This is a genomic window from Paenibacillus luteus (assembly GCF_006542765.1).
Lineage (GTDB): Bacteria > Bacillota > Bacilli > Paenibacillales > Paenibacillaceae > Pristimantibacillus > Pristimantibacillus luteus.
The window spans coordinates 636,548-658,699 of record NZ_SKCD01000011.1 but is presented as its reverse complement, the minus strand read 5'-3'; the positions used below and the strand labels follow the sequence as shown (position 1 = coordinate 658,699).

20 protein-coding genes are annotated in these 22,152 nt (G+C 48.4%); 18 read left to right on the top strand and 2 right to left on the bottom strand.

Translation table 11 applies throughout. The features are described from left to right. The first annotated feature begins 12 nt into the window (after positions 1-12). Genes E0496_RS10895 through E0496_RS10880 form a run of 4 tightly spaced genes read left to right on the top strand, consistent with a single transcriptional unit; the run spans position 13 to position 4,291 of the window. A complete protein-coding gene (locus E0496_RS10895) occupies positions 13-1,368 on the top strand; it encodes an LLM class flavin-dependent oxidoreductase (RefSeq protein ID WP_141501570.1) in 1,356 nt (451 codons plus the stop codon). Continuing rightward, complete coding sequence (locus E0496_RS10890; protein WP_141501569.1) at positions 1,365-2,714, top strand: LLM class flavin-dependent oxidoreductase; 1,350 nt, start codon at positions 1,365-1,367, stop codon at positions 2,712-2,714. Before E0496_RS10895 ends, E0496_RS10890 begins: the two co-directional genes overlap by 4 nt. Further along, positions 2,711-3,481 carry an ABC transporter ATP-binding protein gene (locus E0496_RS10885; protein WP_141501568.1) on the top strand — a complete coding sequence of 257 codons (771 nt, stop codon included), beginning with the start codon at positions 2,711-2,713 and terminating at the stop codon, positions 3,479-3,481. The genes E0496_RS10890 and E0496_RS10885 overlap by 4 nt, the downstream gene beginning before the upstream one ends. Before the next feature lie 45 nt (positions 3,482-3,526). Next, positions 3,527-4,291 (top strand): ABC transporter permease, encoded by a 765-nt coding sequence (locus tag E0496_RS10880; protein ID WP_141501567.1) that lies wholly within the window; start codon positions 3,527-3,529, stop codon positions 4,289-4,291. 297 nt (positions 4,292-4,588) lie between these two features. Here the strand turns inward: E0496_RS10880 and E0496_RS10875 are convergent, their stop codons facing one another. After that, positions 4,589-5,953: an amidase gene (locus E0496_RS10875; RefSeq protein ID WP_161601368.1), complete on the bottom strand. Its 1,365-nt coding sequence runs from the start codon at positions 5,951-5,953 to the stop codon at positions 4,589-4,591. 332 nt (positions 5,954-6,285) lie between these two features. Between E0496_RS10875 and E0496_RS10870 the strand changes: the two genes are divergently transcribed. From E0496_RS10870 to E0496_RS10820, 11 genes are all read left to right on the top strand, one after another. Next, on the top strand, positions 6,286-7,368 hold the full coding sequence (locus E0496_RS10870) for a dienelactone hydrolase family protein (protein WP_141501565.1): 1,083 nt from the start codon (positions 6,286-6,288) through the stop codon (positions 7,366-7,368). After that, positions 7,365-8,240 carry an AraC family transcriptional regulator gene (locus tag E0496_RS10865; protein WP_141501564.1) on the top strand — a complete coding sequence of 292 codons (876 nt, stop codon included), beginning with the start codon at positions 7,365-7,367 and terminating at the stop codon, positions 8,238-8,240. The genes E0496_RS10870 and E0496_RS10865 overlap by 4 nt, the downstream gene beginning before the upstream one ends. Before the next feature lie 16 nt (positions 8,241-8,256). Then, a complete protein-coding gene (locus E0496_RS10860) occupies positions 8,257-8,466 on the top strand; it encodes a hypothetical protein (RefSeq protein ID WP_141501563.1) in 210 nt (69 codons plus the stop codon). Positions 8,467-8,480: 14 nt separating this feature from the next. Beyond that, entirely contained in the window at positions 8,481-9,314 is an 834-nt protein-coding gene (locus tag E0496_RS10855) for a sugar phosphate isomerase/epimerase family protein (RefSeq protein ID WP_141501562.1), read from the top strand. Beyond that, on the top strand, positions 9,304-10,341 hold the full coding sequence (locus E0496_RS10850) for a Gfo/Idh/MocA family protein (protein ID WP_141501561.1): 1,038 nt from the start codon (positions 9,304-9,306) through the stop codon (positions 10,339-10,341). Before E0496_RS10855 ends, E0496_RS10850 begins: the two co-directional genes overlap by 11 nt. Next, the gene (locus E0496_RS10845) at positions 10,338-12,611 is read left to right on the top strand and encodes an FAD-dependent oxidoreductase (RefSeq protein WP_141501560.1); all 2,274 of its coding nucleotides are present in this window, start codon (positions 10,338-10,340) and stop codon (positions 12,609-12,611) included. The genes E0496_RS10850 and E0496_RS10845 overlap by 4 nt, the downstream gene beginning before the upstream one ends. Before the next feature lie 134 nt (positions 12,612-12,745). After that, positions 12,746-13,579: a transporter substrate-binding domain-containing protein gene (locus E0496_RS10840; protein WP_141501559.1), complete on the top strand. Its 834-nt coding sequence runs from the start codon at positions 12,746-12,748 to the stop codon at positions 13,577-13,579. Positions 13,580-13,597: 18 nt separating this feature from the next. After that, on the top strand, positions 13,598-14,275 hold the full coding sequence (locus E0496_RS10835) for an amino acid ABC transporter permease (RefSeq protein ID WP_141501558.1): 678 nt from the start codon (positions 13,598-13,600) through the stop codon (positions 14,273-14,275). Positions 14,276-14,298: 23 nt separating this feature from the next. Next, entirely contained in the window at positions 14,299-15,078 is a 780-nt protein-coding gene (locus E0496_RS10830) for an amino acid ABC transporter ATP-binding protein (protein ID WP_141501557.1), read from the top strand. 96 nt (positions 15,079-15,174) lie between these two features. Beyond that, complete coding sequence (locus E0496_RS10825; RefSeq protein ID WP_241674683.1) at positions 15,175-16,530, top strand: LLM class flavin-dependent oxidoreductase; 1,356 nt, start codon at positions 15,175-15,177, stop codon at positions 16,528-16,530. Between the two features lie 291 nt (positions 16,531-16,821). Further along, entirely contained in the window at positions 16,822-18,861 is a 2,040-nt protein-coding gene (locus E0496_RS10820) for an AraC family transcriptional regulator (RefSeq protein WP_141501556.1), read from the top strand. Between the two features lie 224 nt (positions 18,862-19,085). Here the strand turns inward: E0496_RS10820 and E0496_RS10815 are convergent, their stop codons facing one another. After that, on the bottom strand, positions 19,086-19,937 hold the full coding sequence (locus E0496_RS10815) for an aldo/keto reductase (RefSeq protein WP_141501555.1): 852 nt from the start codon (positions 19,935-19,937) through the stop codon (positions 19,086-19,088). Positions 19,938-20,110: 173 nt separating this feature from the next. On the opposite strand from E0496_RS10815, the gene E0496_RS10810 reads away from it, so the two are divergent. The 3 genes from E0496_RS10810 to E0496_RS10800 all read left to right on the top strand — a co-directional run bounded on the left by E0496_RS10810 (position 20,111) and on the right by E0496_RS10800 (position 22,128). Continuing rightward, a complete protein-coding gene (locus E0496_RS10810) occupies positions 20,111-20,560 on the top strand; it encodes a MerR family transcriptional regulator (RefSeq protein ID WP_141501554.1) in 450 nt (149 codons plus the stop codon). A gap of 87 nt (positions 20,561-20,647) precedes the next feature. Continuing rightward, positions 20,648-21,202 carry an RNA polymerase sigma factor gene (locus tag E0496_RS10805; protein ID WP_175598037.1) on the top strand — a complete coding sequence of 185 codons (555 nt, stop codon included), beginning with the start codon at positions 20,648-20,650 and terminating at the stop codon, positions 21,200-21,202. 5 nt (positions 21,203-21,207) lie between these two features. Next, the gene (locus tag E0496_RS10800; RefSeq protein WP_141501553.1) at positions 21,208-22,128 is read left to right on the top strand and encodes a DUF4871 domain-containing protein; all 921 of its coding nucleotides are present in this window, start codon (positions 21,208-21,210) and stop codon (positions 22,126-22,128) included. The last annotated feature ends 24 nt before the right edge of the window (positions 22,129-22,152 follow it).

Sequence of the window (22,152 nt, the reverse complement as noted above, 5' to 3'; positions counted from 1 at the left end):
AAGTGTAACGAAATGAAGCAGTTGAATGAGCAAATGAATCTTGGTGCCTTTGTGTTCACGTTCGGTCATCACTTTGCAGCATGGCGTCATCCGGATACGGATACGAATGAGGTAATCAGCTTGGAATACTATCGGGAGGTTGCTGCAAGTGCAGAGCGCGGTAAGCTGGATATGCTTTTTCTAGCCGATTCCGGCTCCATACCACTGAGTGATGCAGAATCAAGCGCTCGCTTTGTATACCCGGAATCGACAGCGGTTCTTGGTGCATTTGCAGCGATGACGACGAAAATCGGTCTGGCTGCTACCGTATCTACGACCTTTAATGATCCGTATAATGTTGCCAGACGGTTCTCGACACTCGATCATCTCAGCAAGGGACGCGCTGCATGGAACGTCGTTACATCGACTAAAGAGGGCGATGCGCTCAACTACAGCATGGAGAAACTTCCTGAACATGGATTGCGGTATGAGAGGGCAAAGGAGTTCTTGGACGTTGCAAACGCTCTTTGGGATAGCTGGGAAGATGACGCGCTAATTTGGGATAAGCAAGACGGTGTATTCGCTGATAAGGAGAAGGTACATCTGCTTTCGCACAGCGGTACTGAATTCTCTGTGCTGGGCCCGCTTAATATACCGCGGTCCCCGCAAGGTCGTCCCGTCATTATTCAAGCGGGAACATCGCCGGCTGGGTCAAGGTTTGCGGCAAGTGGAGCAGATGTCGTCTTCACGGCATGCGAGGATAAGGAGGAAGCAATCAGCTTCTATAAGCATATGAAGGGGTTGCTGCCTGAATTCGGTAGAGAAGCAGGCGACGTTAAAATTATGCCTGGACTCATGTATTTTGTTGGTGCTACTGAAGCGGAAGCGAAAGTGAATGAAGAGCAATTTTATGATCTAATCCTGCCATCTGCAGGTGTCACATATTTGTCCAGAATGCTGAATACTGATCTTTCGGGCTGTTCGCTTGACGAGGAACTGCCGGAAATCGAGCTTAAAGGCAACACAAGCCGGGCGAAGCTCATTGTAGAAATGGCGAGAAAAACGAAACAAACCGTTCGTGAGCTGGGCATGCATTATGCCGTTGCGAGAGGACATATGAAAGTGACAGGAACACCTGAACAAATTGCTGATGTGATGGAGGACTGGTTCCGCAGCGGCGCTTGTGATGGCTTCAACATCATGCCGCCGTTATTGCCAGGCGGAATGGCCGAGTTTGTAGATCAAGTCGTTCCGGTGCTCCAGCGTAGAGGGTTGTTTCGCACGGAGTATACAGGCAATACACTGAGAGAGCATCTTGGACTCAAACGGCCGAATAGCCAATTTGCAGCAGGCGGAACTTACAGCTTGCAGGAAGAGGTGAGCACATGAGTACTACAGACAAACAGTTGAAGCTTGGCTTGTTTATCCAGAGTACAGGTCATCACGCAGCCGCATGGCGTCATCCGGGCTCAGCAACGGGTCAAAGTCATAATGTGAAATATTATCAACAGCTTGCCAAAGATGCGGAGCGGGGGAAATTTGATCTTATCTTCCTAGCCGATGATTTGGCTGTACCGCTTCCATTCAAATCGGCATTGACTGATCGTTACGGCAAGCTAGAGCCATTGACGCTGCTCTCCAACTTGGCTGCGGTTACGGAACATATTGGGCTGGCAGCTACAATGTCTACTACGTTTAATGAGCCTTTTCATGCAGCTCGCAAGTTCGCCTCGCTAGATCATATTAGCGACGGCCGTGCTGCTTGGAATGTCGTGACGTCGGCGCTTAATGATGAAGCTTATAATTTTGGGCAAGAGAAAATTTTGGATCATGAACTGCGTTATGATCGAGCAGATGAGTTCGTACAGGTAGTCAAGGGACTATGGGATAGCTGGGATGAGGATGCTGTTGGCGCGAACAAGGAAAGCGGTCAATATTTCGATGCAGATAAGGTTCATGTTCTCAATCATAAAGGTCCATTCTTCTCTGTACGGGGGCCGCTAAACGTTGCTCGTCCTGTACAAGGGCGCCCTGTCCTCATACAAGCAGGATCATCTGAAACCGGTCAACAGTTTGCTTCAAAGAATGCCGATATCGTGTTTACTGTGCAGAACGATCTGGGCAAAGCAAAGCACTACTATTCGCAAGTCAAACAGAAAGCAGAGTCTCAGGGACGATCAGCCGATGATATTAAAATTATGCCCGGTCTATTTCCGATCATTGCAGACACCATCGAGGAAGCAGAGGCGAATTACCAGCAACTGCAGGATCTGGTTGACCGCCATATTGGTACAGCGCTATTAGGCGGTGTATTTGATAATATTGACTTGTCGGGCTACGCCGATGATGAGCTGTTCCCTGAACTACAGGATGCACAGGGTACGCGCAGCCGTTTCCAGCTGGTTATGGAAACAGCACGGAGGGAAGGTTTAACCGTACGTGAAGTGTATTTGCGGTTTGCATCGGCACGAGGTCACCTAACGGTCATTGGTACAGCCGAACAAATCGCTGACTTGATGGAGCTATGGCTGCGAGAAGAGGCTGCAGACGGATTCAACATTATGCCGCCATATATGCCAGGTGGATTGAACGATTTTGTGGACAAGGTTATTCCAATTCTGCAGCAGCGCGGCTTATTCCGGACGGAGTATTTGGGCCATACGCTGCGAGATCATCTGGGACTTGCTCGTCCAGCAAGCAGGTATGATAAGGTCGCGAATGGGGCAGAAGGATGAGTGCTACAGGGAAGCTGGAATTGTTATCGGTAAACAAGAGCTTTGTAGGAACAGAAACGAATCATGTGCTAGCCGATATCGATTTGAATATCAGTCCTGGACAGTTTGTTACGATAATCGGACCCAGCGGCTGCGGCAAAAGCACATTGCTCAAAATTGTAGCTGGATTAGATCAAGATTACACAGGCTCCGTTTTAATTAACGACCTAGAAGTCAGCGATCCGAGCCGCGATAAAGGATTTATTTTTCAAGAGCATCGACTATTCCCATGGTTAACAGTCGAGCAGAACATTGCCGCGGATCTGTCGCTTCGCAGCAGCGAGGTGCGTCAGAAGGTAGATGAAATGATCGCGTTGGTGCGGCTTAACGGGTATGAGAAGGCATACCCTAAGCAGCTGTCAGGTGGTATGTCCCAGCGGGTGGCGATTGCTCGTGCGCTTATGCGCAGTCCACAGGTACTGTTTCTGGATGAACCGTTCGGTGCATTGGATGCTTTCACACGATCCCATATGCAGGAGGCGCTTCTGGATATTTGGCGAACGAATAGAACGACGATGCTGCTTGTCACACATGATTTGGATGAGGCCGTTTTTTTATCGGAGAAAATCATCGTCATGGATGCCAGACCGGGACGGGTGAAACGAACAATTGTGAACGATTTGCCGTATCCACGAACGCGGTATGGATCAGGGTTTCAAGAATTACGCAGCCATGTGCTGAGAGTACTAGAGCAGCCAGGGGAAACGGATGAAAGCTGGACGATTTAATAACGTGCAGCGACGATCCGTATTGTGAGCAGACGAGGAGACATTATGAAGATATCAAAAAAATGGTGGAAAGGGGCCGTTATTCCGGTCACTATACTGCTTTTGTGGCAGTGTGCTTCCTACACAGGTGCAGCTGACCCTAAGTTGTTTCCGGCGCCTAGCTCAATTTTTGGTGATTTTTACAGCATGCTCTTGTCAGGAGAACTATACTATCATATCCGAATCAGCATTGTACGCGCCGCGCTTGGCTTTTTGCTGGGAGGTATATTAGGACTTCTTATTGGCCTGTTAGTCGGTATGTATGTAAAGGTGGAGGAGTTCGTTGATCCAACCGTGCAAATGCTGCGCACAGTGCCACTGCTGGCCATAACGCCGTTATTTATATTATGGTTTGGCTTTGGCGAGCTGTCCAAGGTGCTGCTAATTGCGATGGGAGCGTTCTTTCCACTATATTTGAACACTTTTCTTGGCGTCCGAAATGTGGATAAGAAGCTGTATGATGTGGCGCGAGTGCTTGAGTTCAGTCGCTTCAAGCAGATAACTAAGCTGATGCTGCCGGGGGCTCTGCCCAATATACTATTAGGACTGCGACTTTCACTTAGCGTAGCTTGGCTATGTTTGGTAGTAGCAGAGCTTATGGGAGCCGATAGCGGAGTTGGTTTTCTGATCCAAGATGCGCGTTCTTATGTACGAACCGGTGCTGTGTTTGTCGGTATTTTCATTTTTGCTGCCGTTGGCAAGCTGGCGGATTCGGTTGTTCGGTTACTTGAGAGAAAATGGCTGCGTTGGCAGGATAATTATCGTGGGTAACGGAGGGACAGTGCTTAATTGTATGACCGCTACAATACGAACTGCCAGTAAGGCAGTAAGGCAAGAAAAAGGTTAGCGGTTCAGTTTGCCGGAGGAAATAAAGTGAGAATAATAAACCAATTAACCACGTCCAGCGGACGTGGTTAATTGGTTTATTATAGGGCAATTTTTTAACTAAAAATGAAGAGTCTACGCTTTGGTTGAATTCTACGATGTGCTAATAGCGTTTTCTTGCTACACTTCGCCTACGCGGTGATAGTGTTCGTGGTGAGGAATTATCGAAAGATTGTAAAAATGTTAAGGCAGCTTCCAAAGCTCGGTCATATCGAGAATGTGTTCAATATAGAGGCCGGCTGCTAACACATCATTATCCGCTCCTTGAAGCCCGGTTATCTGTAAACCGATTGGCATGCCATCTCGTGACAAGCCAATTGGTAGCGTGAGCGCAGGAAGTCCCCATAGATTGGCCAGTGGCGTGAATTCCCCGTTGCTTGGCCTAATGGGATTAGCGTCATTAATTGGTCCGGCTGTGACGGGGCAAGTCGGCGTAAGGATTACGTCGATCTCTGTGAACATTTGGTCCATCCAGCTGAATGACGTATCACGCCAGGATAGGCAATGGTTATAATCTGCTTCCGCGATAGCTTGCCCTAATTTCAAGTTGTTTCGTAACGGATCGCTATAGCCTTCTGCCCAATCCAACAAGAGACTGCTGTGTGTAGAAAAAGCTTCATAATGAAGGATCGTCCATGTCTTGTCTTTGATCTCTTGGATGGGTAGATCGTTAGGAAGCCACTGTATGATGGGGCCTTGCCTCTCCAGTATGCGGACAACTTTCAGTATTGCATCGCGGACATCAGGATCGATCTCCGTTTGCAAATAGGCGAGGGGAACGCCGAACCTCGGAGGCGCAGTCACAGGCTGCCCGAGCGCTATGCAGTCAGACTCTCTATGCGTCATTCCAGTTCCCATATCCAATTCGTTGAACAGCAGCGAAGCGTCTTCACAGGTGCGTGTAATGATGCCCGCATGATCTAGCGAAGGAGCAAGCGGAGTTACACCTTCCAAGCTTAGGCGGTTAGCGGTAGGCTTAAACCCTGCGACTCCGCAAAAACTGGCCGGAACCCGAACCGACCCTGCAGAATCGGTCCCGATAGAGCCGAGAGCGAATTGGGCAGCAACGCCTGCGGCTGAGCCGGAACTTGAACCACCGGGCAAACGGTCTGAATCATAGGGATTACTTACCGAACCATATGCCGGATGATGCTTGCCATACGCAAATTCCTGCAGATGGGATTTTCCAATGATTACTGCGCCTGCCCTGAGTAGTTTCTTCACGATATGAGCATGTGTACTAGGTATGTAAGGAGGCGTGCGTCCTGATCCGTTCGTCATGGGGATACCCGCATACGCAATCATATCTTTCACCGATATGGGAATGCCGTGCAGTGGTCCGCGATCTAGCCCGCTCTTCAGCTCCTGCTCGGCCTGCCATGCTTGAGTACGTGCTTCTTCCTCCATAATGGCAATAAACGTACGATGAAGCGGCTCGTCATATGCAATCCGTTGCAGATGCAAGTCCAGCAAAGAAGAAGGCGATAAGCGGCCTTCTCGAAACGCTCGCCCCGCACTGGCTATCGTCCAGGGTAAACTACGATTCATTCGGAATCTCTCCCTTCTTTCTACAAGCATAAACGATGAAAGCGAGAATGTGTTGAGCAAAAGTTGGATTAGGTTGCGAACATTGTCCTACATTGTGTATAGATATAATTTTATTGCTGCATTTTAATATCCAACTTTACATCTGGGATAACTCATACTATGATACAGAAAAGTAACGATAACCCTTGCTGTTAATTGTTTTTCATCTCAACTGCATGTGTGTAGATTGGTTCAGGTCGCAATTCTGGAGTTCATTTTTAGAACAATTAAGTACAATTATATGCTTTGTAAAGTGATTAGGAATATGAATCCGTTATGAAAGAGGCGATCGGATGAGAAACGGATCCCCGAATGCATTTATCGATACTTTGTACAAAAAAAAGTTGGCGCAGGTGTCTCATTTTCCTGATATTTTCGAAAATGATGAAAGGCAGCGACGTAGAGAAAGGCTGGCACAAATTCTTCGCATACCGTCTGCTTACGTTGATTCGCCAAGCAGCAGGAATGCTATGCCTGGTGTGCCATCTTCATTCCAGAAAGACTCAACTGATTGCGGGGAGTATATAAGGGAACAAATTGAGATCGAAACCCGGGACGGGCTGCGTATGCCAGCCTATATACTTCTTCCAAAAGCTGCGACTGCCGATAAACCGGTTCCTGCGGTGCTAGCACTGCACGGCCACGGTTATGGCAGCCGCGAACTGGTCGGCCTCACGCCAGAGGGTCATGATGAAGCCCAAGGAACTGGCATTCACAAGCATTTCGGATTGTCGCTAGTTAAGCGTGGCTTGGCTGTGATTGTGCCGGAATTGCTTGGCTTTGGGGAGAGGAGGCTGACGGAGGACAGCCAGTTGGACAAAACTCCAAAGGATATGGGCAACTCCTCTTGCTATAAGCTTTCATCTTATTTAATTCATCTGGGAGAGACGCTTGCAGGCATTCGTACTCTGGAAACGCTGATAGCGGCAGATTATGCCCTTGCTAGGCCGGAGATACAAGGAGGCGGCATAGGTGTGATGGGTTTATCGGGCGGCGCTTTTGTGGCTTATTTGGCCGGAGCGCTGGACGAAAGGCTTACTGCGGTGGTGCTAAGCGGGTATACGAACACCTATGAAGACAGCTTCTTTTTCTCCCGGCAGCACTGCTTGTGCGACTACATTCCGGGCATCACTGAATTAGGCGATATGCCGGACCTAATTGGGCTGATTGCTCCTCGCTCGCTGTATCTGGAGGTCGGAAGGGGTGATCATCTGTTTCCGGTAGAAGGGGCAGTCAAAGCCGCGGACGTATTGAGGCGCCATTATAAAAAACTTGGGGCAGAGGATCGGTTCACGTTAGATGTTTTTGAAGGCGGCCATGAAATTAGTGGTCTCCATTCCTATGATTGGCTGCATAAGGAGTTGACTCGTAAATGAGCCGCCTTGTTAATCCGGTTCCGCAGTTGGTCGAGCAGAATTTCCTGTTTTTTCACCGCCTTGAAACTCGCGAGGGCCATTTGGAAATCGTTAATGCGCATCAAGGCATTGAGGTTGTGCTCGTACTTGAAGGGCATGGCCAGCTCATTCTGGAGCAGAAAGTACATTCGATTGGTCCTGGCACGCTTATTTTTATTCAGCCCTACCAGCTCCACCACTTTAAAATGGAACCGCCCTATGTGCGTACGCCTATCGTGTTCGATCCGTATTTATTCGATCGTTATGCAGCTTTGTTCCCGGCACTGCATTCTTTTTTTCAACGGGTATGGAAAGGAAAGATGGAACGCCAATTGTTTTCGTTGACGGAGGAGGAGTTACGCTGCTTTGACGGACTGAACGGGCAATTCGAGCAGCGGATATCGATAGTCCCGAAACATGAGTATCAGGAGGAACTGCTTCTTTTTCTAATGGATTTCATGCGGGTGCTGCGCAAAATGTATGAAAGAGCCTCCCAACATCAGCAGGCTGAGATTATCGACAAACGTGAGGGCCGCCATATCGAACATATGATGAATTGGATAGAGGAGCATTATCACGAGGAATTTTCATTGGAAAAGCTGGCTGAAAGCCTGCATGTCTCTCCTTTTTATGCTTCACATTTGTTTAGTGAGGAAACCGGCTGTACGCTAAGCCAATACATTATTGCCCGCAGGCTTCGAGAGTCCTGCTTGCTGCTCACGGTGACAGATCATCCTGTGATGCAGATCGGAAAGCAGACCGGATTCAATAGCAGTGCGTATTTTTGCAAGACATTCAAGAAGAAAATGGGTTTATCGCCGCAAGCGTTTCGAAAGCGGTCCCGCCAGATTTAACAGAAGGTATGCTTTATTGAAAGTGAAAATTACACCGGTGGCCAATGAGGCCATGCTGCTCAGCACCGGTGCTTTCGCTGTGCGGAAAATTTGTGCTGGGCTTCTGTTACTCGAAAAATTACACGCAACAAATTGGCTAGGAATGGGACCTAATGTTGGGTTGGCGACAGTCGTTTTCTTAATGCGTACAAGGAGCAAGAAAACAGGAGAAAACATTACTTTTTAGTAGGAGGAAATGATATGAAATATGCGTTTAACACGGCATCTGCCCCGCAGCTTACGCTGACAGAGCTGCTGGCAGTGGCGCACAATTATGGCTATTGCGGCTTGGAAATTCGAAGTGGCGCCGGTCATGCACATGGTATAGAAGTTGCGGATAGCAGAGATAAGCGTGCAGCGATTAAGCAAGAAGCAGCGCAGAGTGGCATTACATTGACAGTTCTAGGCATATCCTCCCGTTTTACAACAGCCGAGGGTTCCGAAAGTCAAATTGCAGCTGCAGTAGAGGCTATCACGTTGGCGAAGGATGTGGGCATTCCGTTTGTGCGGTTGTTTTGCGGGCGAATCGCTGAAGAGGACTCATGGGATGCAGCCGCTAACCGAGTTGTCGCGGCTCTCGACCAGCTTGCGCCGATTGCGGTAAGCCACGGAGTTGTGCTGCTCCTTGAAACGCATGATGACTGGTCGTCTCCGTATATACTTGCTGAATTGCTGCGGCGTGTAGGGCATCCAGGCATAGGTGTATTATGGGATGTGCTCCACACACAGCTTGAAGGTGGTGAGTCTCCAGCAACTGTTGTTGAGATACTCGGTCCCTGGATTCAGCATGTGCATGTTCATGACGGTGTTGCTGGTCCGAAACGGGAGAATGGGCATCCGCAATATCGTGATATCGGCAGTGGAGACATTGATCATGCGGAAGTCATACATGCATTGCAACTAATTAGCTATGTAGGTTATTTAAGCGGGGAATGGTTTCAATGGGAGCCGCATGACATTCATTTGCCAAGGGAGCTTGAAGCATTAAAACGCGCAGAGCAGTTAGCGAAGGAGAGGGAAGAAAATGGCTTTTAAAATATGTATTGTCGGCTGCGGAAGCATTGCCTGGCGCGGGCATGGACCAGCCTACCGGCGTTATGCGGAGAAGCATCCGGACACGGAGCTTGCTGCCTGTATAGATACCGACCCTGACAAGGCGGCCGCGTTTGCGAGGGAATTCGGATTTGCCCGGACGTATACCCAAGTGGACGAAGCGCTAGAGAATGAGCGTCCGGATGTGGTTTGTCTGCTGGTGCCAGCACCGCATATTGCATCACTTGCGATTTATATCTTAAAGCAAGGATATCCATTGCTGCTAGAGAAGCCTCCGGGTGTATCTAAGGAGGAGGCACTGCGAATTGCTGCTGCTGCACAGCGGCCTGATGGGAGCGAACTTCCGAATCGGGTAGCGTTCAATAGGCGCTATATGCCGCTAGTCATACAGGCACGCAATCAATTGGAAGAATGGAGTGCTGCCGGCCGTCTTCATCATATTGCCTACGATATCAGCAGAGTTGGACGGACTGATGACGAGGATGTGTCTGTTACGGCTATTCACGGTATAGATGCACTGCGCGAGTTGGCTGGCGCCGATTACAAGGATATTCGTCTTCATTACAGAAAACTTCCACATCTGGGAGCAGGAGTGACCAATGTTGCGCTGGAAGGGGAGTTTCAGTCCGGAATAACGTTTAGACTGAACTATTATCCAGTAGCGGGGGCGGTATATGAACGTGTAGAGGCTACAGGGGAGGGAATCTCGCTGCGGCTGAAGCTTCCTTTTTGGACATCACATGATTCGCCTGGCGGTGCCCAGCTGTGGAAGAGCAATCAACGTACCACATATTGGAATGGTGCTGCTGTTGCAGGCAGCGAAGATCCTTATGTCATTAACGGATTTTATGATGAGAACGCCGAATTCTTTAATGATATTCGAGCTGGTCGGCAGCCGAGCGGCGGGATCGCTTCGGCCATTCAATCGGTAGAAGTAGCAGAAGCGGTTTCTCGAAGGTCGACTCATTATGTGGGAACATCGGAAGATGGGGGTGGAGAAAAAAGATGAGCAGCAAATCGGCATCTTACGACGTAGTCGTCATTGGGGGAGGATTGGCTGGCCTTAGCGCAGCAGTTGCCGCGGCGCGCGAGGGAGCCACAACTGCGCTGCTGCAGGACCGCCCTGTCCTCGGCGGCAACAGCTCGTCAGAAATTCGTGTTACACCGCATGGTGCAGGCCGATTCCATGCGTATGCGCGCGAAACAGGCATCTTGACCGAGCTAGCCTGCGAGGATCGTGCGAATAATCATGAGCAGTTTCACAATAACGGTTGGACGAACAGCGTTTGGGACATGGCGTTGTATGATTTGGCTGTAAAGACAGAGAAATTGACTGTTTATATGAACACGACAGTGCAGCAAGTGTACAAGTACGAGGAGAGGCATATCACGGCTGTAACGGGGTACGTTCTTGGCGCGGAGACAGAACTGCGAATAGAAGGCCGCGTCTTTATCGACTGTACCGGAGACGGCACGATTGCTGCACTGGCGGGCAATGATTGGCGGATGGGTTCTGAGGGGCGAGATGAATACGGAGAGTCGCATGCACCGGAGAAAGCGAGCAGCGATACGATGGGCAGCTCGATTCATTTTCGAGCCCGGGATACTGGCCAGCCGGCACCTTACCGAGCTCCGGCATGGGCCGTTTCCTATGACGATCCGACTTTCTTTTATGGGCATAATCGGAAGCCTAATGATATCCGGGCAGGCTACTGGTGGTTCGAACTAGGAACGCCTTGGGATACCATTCACGCCGCGGAGACCATTCGACACGAGCTTACGCGCCATGTCCTCGGTGTATGGGATTGGATAAAAAACAAAGATCCCCTGACACGAGACAAATCGGCGAATTATGCACTCGATTGGATTGGCCAAGTGCCAGGCAAACGGGAAAGCCGTCGCATTATCGGGCGTTATCTGATGACTGAACACGATGTACAGCAGAAGATGCCCTTTCCAGATGAGGTTGCCTTTGGGGGCTGGTACTTGGATTTGCATATTCCGGGTGGACTGCTTGCGCCGACGAGCGAATTGCCAGGAGCGGGAGAAATTATTAGTCCTTATGGTATTCCGCTGCGAATTATGATCGCGAAGGATATCGACAACCTGATGATGGCCGGCCGCAATGTCAGCGTAACGCATGCCGCTCTTGGAACGGTTCGCGTCATGTCGACGACCGCGATTATGGGGCAAGCAGCTGGAACGGCAGCCGCCATCGCATTGCGGCAAGGCATAGCGATACCTGATATGCCCGAGAAGGGCATTAGCGAGGTGCAGCAAACGCTGCTGCGTAGGGGCTGCTTCCTGCCGAATGTGACGAATGCCGATTCGCTTGATCTCGCTCGCATGGCGGAAGCTAACGCCAGTAGTGAAGATATTTTAGTAACCGCGGAGCCCGGTAAGGATGCCGATTCCCTTGGCATCCAGCGCAGTCAATGGGTACCGGTGAGCGGTCTACTAGAGCGTATCGACATGTGGATTGCTAATCCCACGGACCAGCCGCAATCGTTCTTTGCGGAATTGCATAATACCGAGCATATCTGGGATTACGATGTAAACAGAAGCGAGGAAGGAAATTCGGGTAAGCCGGAAACTAGTATTTCAACTGGGCAAATAGCCTTCGCGCGGTTGGTAGTACCCGCTGCCTATACCGGCTGGGTGCAATGGCAGGTGCGGATGGACGGAGACTTCAAAGAAGCCTTTCCGAAGGACGGTTATGTGCGTCTCGATCTTTATGGAGCGGAGGAATTGTTTTGGCATCGCGCAGCAAGCTTGCATCAAGGGATGCCTTCAGCAAGCGAATTGGACACTGGCCAGCTGCGCAGCCATGAGGACGGGCGAACGATGAGTTTGCGCGTATTTCCGCCACAGGCAGTGTTCGGCGCAGCCAGAACGATTAGCGGTGTGTCTAGGCCGCATAGGGCGACCAACTTGTGGCGCTCGGCGTCAGGGGAATGCCTTCCGCAGTCGCTCGAGCTGAATTGGAGAAAACCTCAGCAGATCGGAACGGTAGAATTAACGTTCCCGGGTCATTTGCTGCAGGACCTTAACCGGTATCCTGCCTTTTTCCGTGAACCTGACTGTCCTCGGGATTACAGCATTGAAGCATGGGATGGCAAGAACTGGCTTGTGGTCATGGATATATCCGATAATTATCAGCGGCATGTCTCGCATCGACTGCCAGAACCAGTGCTTGCCGAACGAATTCGAGTTGTCGTTCATGCGACGAATGGAAGCACGGAAGCATCGATTTATGAGATTCGCTGCTACGAGATATAACTGTATTGTGAACTAATACGAGTAGATTGGCATTCCTTAAAAACCAACTATACAGATGGTATAACTGTGTAATATGATGTGGGCATGCGAGAGGCCGCGCACGACTAAATCTAATTAGCCAAGGAGCGAGTGAAATGTTAAAGATAAAAAGCACAGCTTTGATTACTGTATTGATTCTGGCGTTAATCGCATCAGGATGCTCGAACAAGAAAGGTAGCGAATCTGAGGCAGCACTTTCGACCAAACCTCCAGCTGCGGAGCAGACTTCGCTGGATCAGCTGAAGGAGAAAGGTGAGTTTGTCATTGCAACTACGGGTACTTATCCGCCTTATGCCTTTCATGAGGAAAGCAATGTACGACCGCTGACAGGTTTTGATATCGAGCTGCTTACGGAAATATGGAATCGCGTCGAAGGTGTGAAGCCGTCGTTCAAGGAAGCAGAGTGGGATGGTATGCTCGCTGGTTTGGATGCAGGACGCTTCGACTCCATCCACCAAATTGGAGTAACGGATGAACGCAGGCAGAAGTACGATTTTACAGACCCGTACTTAATTGCCTATCCGACGCTGATCGTATTGGACGAAACAAAGGACATCAACAGCTTTGAGGACCTAAAGGGTAAAAAGGTATACGGATCTAATACGAGTATATACGGTAAACTGGCCGAATCTTATGGGGCTGTGCTTGTACCTGAAGGCGAAAGCCTCGAGCTGCTTAAGAATAAGCGGGTGGATGCAATTATTTTTAACAATTTGTATTTCCTTGAAATTAAGAAAAGTCGTACGGATTTGAAGCTGAGAGCGGCAGATGAGGCAGACACCGAGGAGTTTGTTGCGCTGCCACTGGTTAAGGGCGGGGACGGAACCGTCGCTACGGCATTTAATGAGGCTTTGAAGAGCGTACAGGAGGATGGTACTTACGAGAAGTTGTCGGTCAAGTGGTTCGGAGAAAATGTACTGAAATCATAGGGAGAAGGGAGAAATGACATGAGTCAGGAGCGCACGGAAAGATTGTGGGACGTTTTCCTCCACTCGCTATGGCCGCTGCTGCAGGGAATGCTTAAATATACCATACCGCTGTCCGTCGTCTCGTTCGGACTATCGCTAATTTTTGCACTGCTGATTGCATTAGCCGGCTTATCACACAAATCCTATTTGCGATTACCTTCCCGGTTTTATGTGTGGATTGTTCGGGGAACCCCGATTCTTGTTCAGCTGTTCATTATCTTTTACGGATTGCCGAGTTTTGGCATTGTACTTCCAGCATTTCCAACGGTCGTCATAGCACTTACCGTGTCTGAAGCTGCTTATTGCTCCGAAATTATGCGTTCGACGATTAAGTCGCTGCCACAAGGACAATGGAGAGCCGGATACTCCCTTGGAATGTCACCCTTTCAAGTGTTAAGGCGTGTCATTTTGCCGCAAGCGGCACGGATCAGCATCCCGCCGCTCGGCAGCCAGTTTATTAGCTTGTTTAAGACATCATCGCTTGCAGCACTCGTGACCCTGCCGGATTTGTTTGGCGTAGCCAAGCAAATTGCTGCGTCCACGTTCGAACCGATGCTGCTCTACATTGTGGCAGCCGGGTATTATCTGGCAATCTGCTCTGTACTAACGGTACTGCAGCATCGGCTGGAAAACAAATTCGGAAAGTATTCCCTTTAAATGAGGAGAAGGAGGAGGGGCCTATGTTAACCATCTCACAGCTGCGCAAAAGCTTCGGTCCGACAGAAGTTCTTCGAGGTATCGATCTGCATGTTGCCAAGGGACAGACGACCATTGTCATCGGTCCTTCCGGATCAGGGAAATCAACCTTGCTCAACTGCCTGAATTTGCTGGAAATTCCCGATACCGGCACGATCGAATTGGATGGAATGCGAATGGCCTTCGGGGATGGAGGAAAGAAGAGGATACGTGAATTAATCAGTTACCGGCAAAAAACAGGCATGGTGTTTCAAAGCCATCAATTGTTTCCCCATCGCACAGCATTGGAAAATGTCATAGAGGGTCTAATTGTTGTCAAACGATGGAATAGGGTTGACGCCATACGGAGTGGAAAAGCACTTCTAGCCAAGGTTGGCCTTGGAGAGTTTGCAGATCGGTTTCCTGCGCAGCTATCAGGTGGACAGCAGCAGCGAATCGGCATTGCAAGGGCGCTCGCGATGGAGCCGGCAATCCTGCTGTTCGATGAGCCGACTTCTGCACTCGATCCCGAACTGGTGGGTGAAGTGCTGCTCGTCATGAAGGAACTGACCCGTGAAGGGATGACGCTTGTCGTGGCGACACATGAAATGAATTTTGCCAGAGAGGTCGGAGACCGTGTCATCTTTATGGAAAAAGGCGTCATTTCTGACGATGGGACGCCGAAACATATTTTCGGAGATAGCCGCAATGAGCGGGTTAGGCAGTTCCTGAGCCGCTTCGAAACGGGCGGCGAGGTATCTGTCTCTGAGCTTTCGGCAAATTGACCGATTTCTAGTTGGGTTGTCAAACGTTAGTAAAGAGTTACGAGCTCAAAGAAAGCAAATCTAATTTTCAAAATGACTGGCGAAAAGAAATAACCAATGGAAGTAATGGAAAGGCTGGTGGTCGTTATGACGGCAAATCGCAGAAAAATGAAACTAGGTGCGATGATTCATGGTGTTGGATCGAGTGTAAGCGCATGGCGTCATCCCGAGGTGCGACCGGACGCGAGCATCGCATTTGACTTTTATCGCGAAGAGGCGCTAATCGCGGAGAGAGGTAAGCTGGATCTTGTTTTTATCGCCGATGTCCTGCATATCAATGAGAAATCAACCCCTCACTATGCAAATCACTTGGAGCCGTTGACGCTGCTGTCAGCTCTTGGACACGCTACCTCGCACATCGGTTTGGTTGGTACATTATCTACGACATACAGTGATCCTTATACAAGTGCAAGGCAGCTTTCTTCAATTGACCATATTAGTGGCGGACGAGCAGGGTGGAATGTGGTGACGACCGGCATACAAGCGGCAGCGCTTAATTTCGGAAAATCCGAGGGCGATCACCCTGGGCATGATACGCGTTACCGGATGGCTAGCGAGTATTTGTCCGTTGCCCGCGGTTTATGGGATTCATGGGAAGACGACGCATTTGTGAGGGACAAAGCGAGCGGAAACTTTTTTGATCCGAGGAAGCTGCATACGCTTGATCACCGAGGTGAATTTTATTCTGTAAAAGGACCATTGAATATTGCCCGATCGCGTCAGGGCCACCCGGTTATTTTTCAAGCGGGTTCTTCTGCGGACGGGCAGGATTTCTCCGCGATTCACTCTGATGCGGTCATGACCGGCATTACTGATTTAGAGGAAGCGAGGCGCTATTATAAAGAGTTGAAACGAAAAGTTGGAGAAGCTGGGCGTGATTCCGCCGATTTAATCATAATGCCGAGCGCTAATATTGTTGTCGGACGAACGAGGGAGGAGGCCGAGGAGAAGTATGCCAAGACCGCGTCGTTCGTATCATTTGAACAGTCGCTGCGGTATTTCGCACAGTTTTTCGATTTTCATGATTTTATGCAATATCCGTTGGACGAGCCATTCCCTGATGTGGGAACACTTGGCCGCAAAAGCTTCCAAAGCTTTACTGATCGCATCAAGCGGGAAGCGCGTGAGCGTAAATTGACACTGCGGCAGACTGTACTGGCCTTTGCCGAGCCAAAGCCGATTTTTTTTGGATCACCGGATGAAGTAGCAGATCGCATGCAGGAATGGTTCGAAACAGGTGCGGCTGACGGGTTTATACTGCACAGTGAAGTGCCGGGCACGTTGGCTGATGTGACGGAGCTGCTAGTACCGGTGCTCCAAAAGCGCGGATTATTCCGGCTCGATTACGAGAGCGATACGCTTAGGGGCAATCTGGGGCTGAAAATCCCGAAGAACCGTTATTCACGTGATTAATGTTTGAAGGAATGAGAGTGCTGATAAATCCATTAACTCGATCAGATAACAAAATAAGAGAAAATATGATGTTTAAACTTGTATATGAAACTTTTTTATCAATAATAATGTCTTAAAGAATAAACGAGTTTAGACTCCGAATTTGATATTTGATTGACAATGAGAATGGTTATCGAATACTATAATTTTTGATAGGAAGTTTATGCACGATCCTGACTGCGCCTAGCTGGATGAAAACTGCAACACAGTAAATCGCACGAAACGTTGCGATGATGATATGAGAGTGGACCTATGAATTTGGATGAACATATTAAGTCATGGAATTATGCTTCCATTAAAATTTTAGACATTCGCCATGCCCTCATGGAACAAGGTGAGGAATTACGTGGTTACCATCTCCCTGCAAGCAGTTTCCTGTTTTCTGTACGTGGCAGCGCTCGTATTCTGCTAAATGGAACGGAGTATATGTCGGAGGGCTTTCATGTGCTTCATGGAGGAAAAGGATTATCTCTGGATATTATGCTGACAGGTGGAGAATTTGAGTACTATCTCGTTTTTTACAGAGCAATTCTTCCTATGCCTTGTCGCCAGGAAATCATAAGCATGATAGAGAGGAACCGTCCGTTTCATATTCAATATGGTTTTGCTCCACAGCATGCGATTTCTTTATTACATAAGGTTAGAGACATGGAAGAAGGATGGCGGCTGCAGGCCTCATTGGGTCATTTCCATGTAAAAGTATCCTTTTATCAATTTGTATATCAGTTGCTCTGTCAGTTGGAGGTTCAAGGCATCAAGACGCAAAAACCGGAGCTTGTCGCTCAGGCAGTACGGTACATTCATGAATATTATTCGATGCCGATTACACTTGAATCACTGGCAGAGGGTTTGAACTACAGCTCCTCGCACTTATCCATTCAATTTAAAGATAAAATAGGTCTTAGTCCGATTGGTTACCTCATCCAAGTTCGAGTTTCCACAGCAGCAGATCTTTTGGTCACCACAGACGCAGCATTGCATGAGATCGCAGCGAGCATAGGATATGCGGATGTGAATTACTTCAGCCGCATTTTCAAAAAGGAAAAAGGGGTCTCACCTGGAAAGTTTAGGTCGAAAGCGAACGCTGAGAAAGCAGTAAAAGATAATGCTATGATTTCTAAAAGATTGTCCATTGTCCCTCATAGAAATAGGCGATATATTGATAATGATAATCGTTATCTATTTTCGAGAGAAGGGGATTTATCTATGTATAGGAATAGAAAGTCATCAACGCTTGCCATTTTGCTCATGTGTTTCACTTTACTGATGGGAGCGTGCTCTAGCAGTGTGTCCAATTCAAATGCGAACACAAATGGGGGCACGGGCACAGCAAACGAACGGCCATCCCAATCGCAAACGAACGGTGATACCAGCAAGAGTGGCAATAACAAAACAGATTCAAATTCAACTGCGGGAACAGAGGTACGTACCAAGATAGTCAAAACGGTGCTCGGTGATGTGGAAATTCCAGCGGAGCCTAAGTCTATCGTTAGCATTGGACTCGAGGATATGCTCTTATCATTGGAGGCACCTTTAGTGCAAGCCGGTGGCAATGAAGGCGATTATTTGTATGAGAAGCTCAAAGAGAAGAAGATCCCTGTCATTACTTCTTCATCCACACCAAATTTTGAAGCCATATTGGCCGCAAAACCTGATCTGATCATCATTATAAATGGATATGTTGATCAAGCGGGATATGAGAAGTTATCTGAAATTGCCCCTACGCTTGCCTATGACCGTGATAGTTGGAAAGCTTCTATCGTTGAAATCGGAAAAGCGCTTAATCGTGAGGAGAAAGCAAACGCAATCATTCAAGCGTATGATGATAAATTGAAGCAAGCCCGGGAGAAGATTATTCAAACGGTTGGTTCGGATAAAACGGTTGCTTTGATTCGTACTTCTGAAAAGGAAGCAGATCTGTTCTTTCCAAGTTTCCCGTACGGCGGCGTATTGTATAATGATTTGGGAGTAACCCCTTCGGCAAGCGTTGCTGAGTTTCAGAAGAAAACAGAAGAAGATTGGGGCTACACGTTATCCTTAGAGATGCTTCCGGAGTTGAATTCCGATTATTTATTTGTTACAGCGGGATACTCTGGAGCTTTGGAAAGCGATATTCAAAAAGAGTTGGAAAATGTGAAGGAATTGGAAAAGCTGCAGGTATGGAAAGCCATGTCCGCTGCGAAGCAAAATCATGTCTATAAAATATCGGCAAGGCATTGGATGCTCAACGGGCCCATCGCCGAGAGCATGAAAATCGACGATGTTGTGCAAGCACTGACTGGAAGTAAGTAAAGCGAGCGAATCACTCGTTAGAAACTTAAAGAAGTTAGGCGAAGATATCACGGATGTCAGTGAAATATTGCTAGATAATCAACATATGAAACCTCAAACACCTCACAGTTGTAGCTGCGATTATGATCACATAATCGTACAACTTGGAGGTGTTTTTGGCTATGGTATTCAAATGAATGACCAATATGGGTGGAAGCATTGATGGATTACGGTTCGGTCAAGGTTTACAGATCGACTCTCCAGTTGCCCATCATCTTGGCGACTTCCGGATCGCGGTACGACAAGAATAGACTTTCCCGCGTATCGAGTGCGGAAATTTGTTCGATCTCGTCTGCGCTCAACTCGAAATCGAAAATGTTGAAGTTTTCGATAATTCGCTCCTTACGCACCGATTTTGGAATTGCAACGATTCCACGTTGAACGAGCCATCGCAGCACGACCTGGGCTACGGACTTGTTGTGTTTCTCTGCGATCAAGGCCAGCACATCGTTGCCAAACAAGTTGTTAAGTCCCTCAGCAAACGGGGCCCACGACTGGTGCTGTACTCCTTGCTCTTTCATAAATGCGGCGCTCTCGATTTGGTGGTAGAAAGGGTGAGTTTCGACCTGATTGATCGCGGGGACGATTTCGTTATGCACGATGAGGTCCATCAATCGGTCGGGCAAGAAGTTGCTGACACCGATCGCTTTGATCTTGCCTTCGCGGTAAAGGTCTTCCATTGCTCGCCAAGCTCCGTAGTAATCGCCGAACGGCTGGTGAATAAGGTATAGATCGAGATATTCGAGCTGTAGCTTCTTCAAGGATTTGGCAAACGCCAGCTTAGCACTCTCGTAACCGGCATCCTGAACCCAAAGCTTGGTCGTGATGAATAGCTCCTTACGAGGTACACCGCTGCGCTTGATCGCGCGTCCCACTGCTTCCTCGTTCAGATAGCCGGCGGCGGTGTCGATCAGGCGGTAACCGGCCATCAGCGCTTCATATACCGCGCTCTCGCATTCTTCAGCATCCGGAACTTGGTAGACACCAAAGCCGATGAGCGGCATTTTTACACCATTGTTTAATGTTACGGTTTGCATTGTAATTCCTCCTATTGATCAAATGTCTAATAGCAAACGGCGCGAATCCCCTGTCTCGGGTACTGCAGAGGGAGATTCCTCTTACTGCTCATTTGCATTACAATAAGCTTAGGACCTTCGTGTTACACGAAGTCAAGGTGAATGCAAAAATTTATTTTTTATGGAGGAATCACATGCATACGGTCAAAGAAGCCGCGACAATAACGGGACTAACCGAGCACGCTATACGTTTTTACACGGATAAAGGCCTGGTGCCAAGCGTGCAGCGCAATCCAAATAATATTCGGATGTTCGACGAAGAATCGATCAACTGGCTACATGGCATTAGATGCCTCAAGCAATCCGGAATGCCGATTGGTGTCATAAAAAAGTACGTCGATCTCTGTCTCAAAGGTGATTCGACCATTCCGCAACGCTCCGCACTCATGTTGGAGCATAAAGAAGCGGCGCTCGCTAAGCTCGAGGAAGCCAAACAGCATGTTGCCCATTTGGAAGAAAAAACCGCCCTTTATCAAGCGATTCTGGAGCACCGCTCTCCAGACACGACCAATCCTGGCAACTGGGACAAAATGCAGCATATGCATAGTGACGTGTTTTACTCGCCTACTGTTCGGAAGGTGTAAAAGAATCACAAACTAACAGCTACCGGTAAATTAATATCAAAATTCGGGAACTTTTCCGGCGCTGATTGGTCTTATTAGTAGAGGTGAATGGATGTGGAGAAGCAATATATACAGTATTTGGCACCAGGTTTCGATCGCGGTCTTGTACTGGAAGATCTTATGACCACATATGGCGAGGACGTCTGGAATTTTGCTTTCTTCCTGACCCGTCGCGCGGATGCAGCAGATGATATATCCCAAGACGTGTTTTTAATTGTTTTTAACCGGCTGTATACTTTTCGAGGAGAATGCTCTATCAAAAGTTGGATTTTGAGTATTACGCGCAATAAAGCTCTCAACTATTTGAAAAGCGCCTTTATTCGTAAAGTTACATTAATTGATACCATGCTGTATTCTAGTGGCCGGTCTCCATCGGCCGAGCAGGTAGTTTTAGACCATATGTCATCTATAGCAGTTTGGAATCATGTGATGAAGCTGCCTTTGAAGTTCAGAGAAGTGATCATTCTAGACTATCATTTCGAGCTGCCAGTTAGTGAGATTGCCGCAGCGCTTCAAATCTCGGAAGGAACGGTGAAGTCTCGTTTACACCGGGCGAAGAAAAAAATGACGGTACTATTGGATAGAGAACAGGAGGGAGTGTGAACGTCATGACGAATATGGAAAAACCACAATGGGCTGAGCTCTTGAAAGATCCGCCATTTGATCAATTGCATTTTACGGAAGCTTTAAGGTCGCAAATCCGGCAAAAAACGAAAATAAAAAGCAAGAGAAGGCTGGGGATTTCTGTGATCCTCCTTACTGCGGCAGCCTTAAGCTCCATTTTCTTGTATCTCTTTAATATAGATGAAAAAACAATGATTCCCGGACCTATCCATGAGCGAACTGCCTATTATCATAACGGGGAGCTATTATTTCAAGTTTTTCCCGAACCTGGCCTTCAGGCTGGAAGCCCCTCAGGGTATATCTTTCAGTTCTCGGAGGCGTTTGCCAAATATCAAGGAAAAGAGCTCTTGATCCATGCCACCCATATCCTTACGGGGCAGCAAGTTATTGCGGTTCCAACCGTGCAAATAACCGAGCCGAGCAGCAGGTACACGGGCTTAGAACGTTTTGCCGCTAGCTTCGCCCTTCCGCTCGGAGGTTTGTGGAAGCTTGAGGTAGAGCTTGGCGGCGAGTCTTATGGGGATGTGATTTTATCCGTAGGAGACCCTTCTTGGGAGCTTAGTTCTCTGTTTAAGTCAGAAAGCTATTGGTTAAGGGGAAAGGAGAGGAACGTAGGATTCATTGACCCTGGATTCATCGCGGGCAAGACCAATAAGTATATGTGGCATTTATGGGAAGCCGAGCAGGACTTGAATGGAAACTTTACCGTAATGGCTGTTAAGCAGGGGGACGATCATATGATCGACGTGTTCTCAGGCCCAAGCTTAGGAGGGCCGTTGAACGGTTCTGATCGGAGTTTGCCGAGTTCGTTGTCTTTGCCGGAAGCCGGAGTATGGAGGATACTTCCTTTTGTTGGAGGCAGACTTGTTGACAGCATTGTCATTGAGGTGAAAGAGTCCGAATAAGGGAATAGCAAGAACAGAAAAAGA

Coding starts and splice junctions, on each gene's coding strand:
- E0496_RS10895 (WP_141501570.1), top strand. CDS start 13: ATGAAGCAGTTGAATGAGCAAATGAATCTTGGTGCCTTTGTGTTCACG.
- E0496_RS10810 (WP_141501554.1), top strand. CDS start 20,111: ATGCATACGGTCAAAGAAGCCGCGACAATAACGGGACTAACCGAGCAC.
- E0496_RS10875 (WP_161601368.1), bottom strand. CDS start 5,953: ATGAATCGTAGTTTACCCTGGACGATAGCCAGTGCGGGGCGAGCGTTT.
- E0496_RS10820 (WP_141501556.1), top strand. CDS start 16,822: ATGAATTTGGATGAACATATTAAGTCATGGAATTATGCTTCCATTAAA.
- E0496_RS10845 (WP_141501560.1), top strand. CDS start 10,338: ATGAGCAGCAAATCGGCATCTTACGACGTAGTCGTCATTGGGGGAGGA.
- E0496_RS10825 (WP_241674683.1), top strand. CDS start 15,175: ATGGAAGTAATGGAAAGGCTGGTGGTCGTTATGACGGCAAATCGCAGA.
- E0496_RS10865 (WP_141501564.1), top strand. CDS start 7,365: ATGAGCCGCCTTGTTAATCCGGTTCCGCAGTTGGTCGAGCAGAATTTC.
- E0496_RS10880 (WP_141501567.1), top strand. CDS start 3,527: ATGAAGATATCAAAAAAATGGTGGAAAGGGGCCGTTATTCCGGTCACT.
- E0496_RS10805 (WP_175598037.1), top strand. CDS start 20,648: ATGGATGTGGAGAAGCAATATATACAGTATTTGGCACCAGGTTTCGAT.
- E0496_RS10870 (WP_141501565.1), top strand. CDS start 6,286: ATGAGAAACGGATCCCCGAATGCATTTATCGATACTTTGTACAAAAAA.
- E0496_RS10800 (WP_141501553.1), top strand. CDS start 21,208: ATGACGAATATGGAAAAACCACAATGGGCTGAGCTCTTGAAAGATCCG.
- E0496_RS10850 (WP_141501561.1), top strand. CDS start 9,304: ATGGCTTTTAAAATATGTATTGTCGGCTGCGGAAGCATTGCCTGGCGC.
- E0496_RS10840 (WP_141501559.1), top strand. CDS start 12,746: ATGTTAAAGATAAAAAGCACAGCTTTGATTACTGTATTGATTCTGGCG.
- E0496_RS10835 (WP_141501558.1), top strand. CDS start 13,598: ATGAGTCAGGAGCGCACGGAAAGATTGTGGGACGTTTTCCTCCACTCG.
- E0496_RS10830 (WP_141501557.1), top strand. CDS start 14,299: ATGTTAACCATCTCACAGCTGCGCAAAAGCTTCGGTCCGACAGAAGTT.
- E0496_RS10815 (WP_141501555.1), bottom strand. CDS start 19,937: ATGCAAACCGTAACATTAAACAATGGTGTAAAAATGCCGCTCATCGGC.
- E0496_RS10855 (WP_141501562.1), top strand. CDS start 8,481: ATGAAATATGCGTTTAACACGGCATCTGCCCCGCAGCTTACGCTGACA.
- E0496_RS10890 (WP_141501569.1), top strand. CDS start 1,365: ATGAGTACTACAGACAAACAGTTGAAGCTTGGCTTGTTTATCCAGAGT.
- E0496_RS10885 (WP_141501568.1), top strand. CDS start 2,711: ATGAGTGCTACAGGGAAGCTGGAATTGTTATCGGTAAACAAGAGCTTT.